Origin of the sequence: Brevundimonas sp., from assembly GCF_036676055.1 — a bacterium.
Taxonomy (GTDB): Bacteria; Pseudomonadota; Alphaproteobacteria; order Caulobacterales; family Caulobacteraceae; genus Brevundimonas.
This window is the reverse complement of the sequence record NZ_JAKFDS010000001.1, coordinates 1-4500: the sequence shown is the minus strand read 5'-3', so window position 1 is coordinate 4500 and position 4500 is coordinate 1. Positions and strand designations below refer to the sequence as shown.

The following is a 4500-nucleotide window of genomic DNA, read 5'->3' as shown; positions in this document are numbered from 1 at the left end:
CTCGGCCTCGACCGCGTCGGCGTCCTGACCCTCGACGCCCATTTCGACCTGCGCGACACCGACCAGGGCCTGACCAACGGCAATCCGATCCAGGCCCTGCTCGAGGACGGCCTCGACGGCCGCCGCGTCAGCCAGATCGGCCTCGCGCCCTTCGCCAATACGCGGCGCGCCCACGACAAGGCGAAGGCGGCGGGCATCGCCGTCCGCACCGCTCGAGACTGCCGCGAACGGGGCCTCGTGGCCGTCGTCGCCCAGGAACTCGACCGTCTCGCGGCCCTCGCCGAGGTGATCTACGTCGACTTCGACATCGACGTCATCGATCGCAGCCAGTGGCCGGCCTCGCCCGGCGCCCGCCCGGGCGGGGTGTCGGCGCAGGACTTCTTCGACGCCTCGCGGGTCATCGGCGCCCATTCAAAGGTCAGGGCCGTCGACCTGACCGAGTACGATCCTTCGCTGGAGCTCGGCGACCTCGGCTCGCTGACGGCCGGCCGCTGGTTCTGCGAACTGCTGGCCGGGTTCGAGGCACGATGATCCGCGCCGACTTTCTCATTACGGACTGCCGCCTCGCGACCATGGTCGAGGGCGTGGAGCCCTACGGCGGTATCGACGACGGCGCCCTCCTGATCGCCGACGGCCGCATCGTCTGGGCCGGCACCCGCGCCGACCTGCCTGTGCACAAGTCTGTGGAAACCCACCGCCTCGACGGCCGCTGGGTCACGCCCGGCCTGATCGACTGCCACACCCATCTGGTGTTCGGCGGCGACCGCTCCGGCGAGTTCGAACAGCGGCTCGGCGGCGCCACCTATGAGGAGATCGCCCGCGCCGGCGGCGGCATCGTCTCCACCATGACGGCGACCCGGGCCGCGTCGGAGGACGCCCTCTACGCCTCGGCCCTGACCCGGCTGGCGGGCCTCACGGCCACCGGCGTCACCACCGTCGAGATCAAGTCGGGCTACGGCCTCGACCACGACAGCGAGTTGAAGATGCTGCGCGTCGCCCGGCGCCTCGGCCGCGAGGCGGGCGTCCGTGTCCGCACCAGCTACCTCGGCCTCCACGCCGTCCCGCCCGAGCACCGCGCCGACCGCGCCCGCTATGTGGACAAGGCTGTGGATGAAATCCTGCCGGCGGCCCATGCCGAGGGCCTGGTCGACGCCGTTGACGCCTATTGCGAGCCCATCGCCTTCTCCGCCGACGAGGTCGCCCGCCTGTTCGACAAGGCCCGCGCCCTCGGCCTGCCGGTCAAGCTGCACGCCGATCAGTTGTCCGACGGCGGCGGCGCGGCCTTGGCGGCGCAATACGGGGCCCTGTCCGCCGACCACATCGAGCACACCACGGAGCCCGGCATCCGCGCAATGGCGGCGGCCGGCGTGGTCGCCGTCCTGCTGCCCGGCGCCTATCTGATGCTGCGCGAGACCACGCCGCCGCCCATCGATCTGCTGCGCCGCCACGGCGTGGCCATGGCCGTGGCCACCGACTGCAACCCCGGCACCTCGCCGGTCGCCTCGATGACGGCGGCGCTCAACCTTGCCTGCGTCCAGTTCCGCCTGACCCCCGGGGAGGCGCTGGCGGGGGCCACACGCCATGCGGCGACAGCTCTCGGTCTTGGGAACGAGATCGGGACCCTCGCGCCCGGCAAGGCCGCCGATCTCGCCGTCTGGGACATCGAGCGCCCCGCCGAGCTCTGCTACTGGCTGGGCAAGCCCCTGCTGCACAGGCGCTACGTGGCCGGCGTCGCCGCCCGGTAGTCGCCTGTAAGGACGAATCCCGGCATCCTGCGCTCATGCGCTTCGCCCGCGACCGCACCGAAGGCTTCCTGCTCGCCGCCCTGATCGCGGTGACCCTCGGGCTGGCTGTCGCCACCGTCCTGTCGATCGCGGCGGTGCTGGCTCAGCTCCGGTAGTCGGTCTTCGCCGCCAGATCCGGCCGCGGACGCTCCAGCGGCGCCTCGGCCAGCGTGCCGATATGGATGAAGCCGGCCACCTGCTCTCCCGCCCGAACGCCAAGCAATTCCATCGCTTGTGGGTCATAGCTGTACCAGTCTGTGATCCAGCTGGCCGAATAGCCCAGCGCATCGGCCGCGTGCTCAAGGTTCATGCACACCGCTCCGGCCGACAGCTGCTGCTCCCACACCGGCACCTTGTGGCCCTCGACCGGCGTCGAGACCACGAGGATCGTCAGCGGCGGGGCCGTCAGCTTCGAAAGCACATGGCGGGCCTTGGCCGGATCGGGTTGGCGTTCCGCGTGCGGAAGCAGCGCCTCGGCCAGCGCGGCGCGGCTCTGCGGCCCCATCACCACGAACCGCCACGGGAACAGCTTGCCGTGATCCGGCGTCCGCGCGCCCAGCTCCAGGATGCGTTCGACCTCCGCGGGCGAGGGCCCGGGCCCGGTAAGCGACTGGGCCGGCGCCGACCGCCGCACGGCCAGTCGCGCCTGCAGCTCCGCGGACGGCGTCGGGAGGGGGAGGGCCTTGCCCAGATCGGCGTCGGTCATGCGGCCTAGCTAGTCGTCCGCGCGGCTCTGCGCCATATGCGGGCGATGACAGATTCCCGCGACGCCTTCGACGCCGACCGTCCCACGCCCGCCTGGGACGACCCCGCCGACCGGCCGCCGCCTTGGCGCAGCGCCGGCGAGAGCGTCCTGTTCGAGAGCCCGTGGATGCGGCTGACCCGGCACCCGGCGACCGCGCCGACCGGACTGGAAGCCGACTATGTGGTGATGCGGCCGCAGAACCTCTCGGTCGGGGTGTTGCCGGTCCACGACGACGGGACCGTCACCCTGGTCGGCCAGCAGCGCTTCGCCCTGATGAACTGGTCGTGGGAGATGCCGGAGGGCGGCGCGCCCTTCGACGAGGACCCGATCGAGGGGGCCCGCCGCGAACTGGCCGAGGAGGCCGGCCTCTCCGCCGCCATCTGGCGCGAGGCGCTGAAGGCCGAGATGAGCAATTCCGTCACCGACGAGCGGGCCATGGCCTGGATCGCGTGGGACCTGTCGCCGGCCCCGCTGGCCCCGGACCCGACCGAGGTCATCCGCATCGCCCGCGTCCCCTTCGGCGACCTGCTGCGCGAGATCGGCCGCGGCGCGGTGCGGGACATGTTCACAGTGGCGACGACCCTGCGGGCCTACCATATGGCGCGGGAGGGCGAGCTGCCGCCCGAACTGGCGGAGGCCATGCTGGCCAGCGTATGATGGCGTCGAAGGAGCCCCGGATGCCCAAGCTCGAAGTCGTCGCCGTCCAGACCGACACCTGGGACCAGCTGCGCGCCGCCGCCCAGGACACCGCCCGCGCCGAGCCGCTGCTGGCGTCCCAGATCAATGCGGTGGTGCTGTCGCATGGCGACCTCGCCGCGGCCCTCAGCTATCAGATCGCCCGCAAGCTGGCCGACGCCGAACTCCCGGCCATGTCGGTGCGCGAAGTCTGCCTCGAGGCCTATACCGCCGACCCGGCGATGGTCGCCGCCGCCGAGGCCGATCTGCGCGCCGTGGCCGAGCGCGATCCGGCCATCAAGACGCTGCTGCAGCCCTTCCTCTACTTCAAGGGCTTCCAGGCGCTGCAGGGCCACCGCGTGGCCCACTGGCTGTGGACCCGGGGGCGCGAGGCCCTGGCCTTCCATTTCCAGAGCCGTATGTCCGAACTGTTCCAGGTCGACATCCACCCCGCGGCGCAGCTGGGGTCCGGCCTGTTCCTCGACCACGGCACCGGCATCGTCATCGGCGAGACGGCGGTGATCGGCGACGAGGTGTCGATGCTGCACAACGTCACCCTTGGCGGCACCGGGGCCGAGCGCGGCGACCGTCACCCCAAGATCGGCAAGGGCGTGCTGCTGGGCGCCGGCGCCAAGGTGCTGGGCAACATCACGGTCGGCGACTACGCCAAGGTGGCCTCGGGCTCGGTGGTGCTGAAACCGGTGCCGGCGGGCTGCACCGTCGCCGGCGTGCCGGCCCGGCTGGTCAACTGCCCGACCGGGGCGGCCCCGGCGCGGACCATGGATCATACGCTGGCGGACATCGTCTACGACTTCGTCATCTGAGGGTTTCCCTCACCCGCCCGTTTCTCTAGGGTCCGCCGCTTCAAGACAGACCTGAGGCCGACCATGAACACCGCCGACATGAAGCGCGTCGAGACGCACCTGAAGCGCACTTTCAACACGGGCGGCATCATCCTGAAGCCGCGCGGCAAGCCCAGCGACTCCGCCGAAGTCTATGTCGGCGACGAGTTCATCGGCGTGGTCTTCGAGGACGAGGACGAAGCCGGCAGCTTCATGTTCGAGATGGCCATCCTGGCGGAAGACCTGCCCGAGGCCTGATCCGCCAGCCCGCGGGCACGAAAAAGCGCCGGAGGAGCAATCCTCCGGCGCTTCGTCGTTTTCAGGACCGGATCAGCGCTTGCCGAAGATCATGTCCAGCAGGCCGCCCAGGAAGCCCTTGCTCTCGGCCGGCTTGGCCGCGGGAGCGGTCGGAGCGGCGGCCGGAGCCGCGGCCGGCGCCGCAGCGGCGGGCCGG

6 protein-coding genes are annotated in these 4500 nt (G+C 71.4%); 5 read left to right on the top strand and 1 reads right to left on the bottom strand.

Annotated features, from left to right (window positions below):
- Together V6M45_RS00030 and hutI are read left to right on the top strand one after the other, a co-directional pair.
- Window positions 1-531, top strand: a 531-nt coding sequence (locus tag V6M45_RS00030) for an arginase family protein (protein WP_332653145.1), incomplete at its 5' end; no start/stop codon positions are given.
- A complete protein-coding gene (gene hutI, locus V6M45_RS00025; RefSeq protein WP_332653146.1) occupies window positions 531-1745 on the top strand; it encodes an imidazolonepropionase in 1215 nt (404 codons plus the stop codon). The genes V6M45_RS00030 and hutI, both read left to right, overlap by 1 nt.
- A gap of 142 nt (window positions 1746-1887) precedes the next feature.
- Here hutI and V6M45_RS00020 read toward each other — a convergent pair whose 3' ends face one another.
- Entirely contained in the window at window positions 1888-2490 is a 603-nt protein-coding gene (locus V6M45_RS00020) for a nitroreductase family protein (RefSeq protein WP_332653144.1), read from the bottom strand.
- Window positions 2491-2535: 45 nt separating this feature from the next.
- Between V6M45_RS00020 and V6M45_RS00015 the strand changes: the two genes are divergently transcribed.
- The 3 genes from V6M45_RS00015 (at window position 2536) to V6M45_RS00005 (ending at window position 4304) form a co-directional block, all read left to right on the top strand.
- Window positions 2536-3186, top strand: coding sequence for an NUDIX hydrolase (locus V6M45_RS00015; protein WP_332653143.1), 651 nt, complete (start codon window positions 2536-2538; stop codon window positions 3184-3186).
- Between the two features lie 20 nt (window positions 3187-3206).
- Window positions 3207-4028, top strand: coding sequence for a serine O-acetyltransferase (gene cysE, locus V6M45_RS00010; RefSeq protein WP_332653142.1), 822 nt, complete (start codon window positions 3207-3209; stop codon window positions 4026-4028).
- 63 nt (window positions 4029-4091) lie between these two features.
- A complete protein-coding gene (locus V6M45_RS00005; protein ID WP_298743451.1) occupies window positions 4092-4304 on the top strand; it encodes a DUF3126 family protein in 213 nt (70 codons plus the stop codon).
- Window positions 4305-4500: the final 196 nt, after the last annotated feature.

Excerpts from the sequence above, each read along its gene's own strand:
- V6M45_RS00020 (WP_332653144.1), bottom strand. The coding sequence starts at position 2,490 with ATGACCGACGCCGATCTGGGCAAGGCCCTCCCCCTCCCGACGCCGTCC.
- V6M45_RS00015 (WP_332653143.1), top strand. The coding sequence starts at position 2,536 with ATGACAGATTCCCGCGACGCCTTCGACGCCGACCGTCCCACGCCCGCC.
- cysE (WP_332653142.1), top strand. The coding sequence starts at position 3,207 with ATGCCCAAGCTCGAAGTCGTCGCCGTCCAGACCGACACCTGGGACCAG.
- V6M45_RS00005 (WP_298743451.1), top strand. The coding sequence starts at position 4,092 with ATGAACACCGCCGACATGAAGCGCGTCGAGACGCACCTGAAGCGCACT.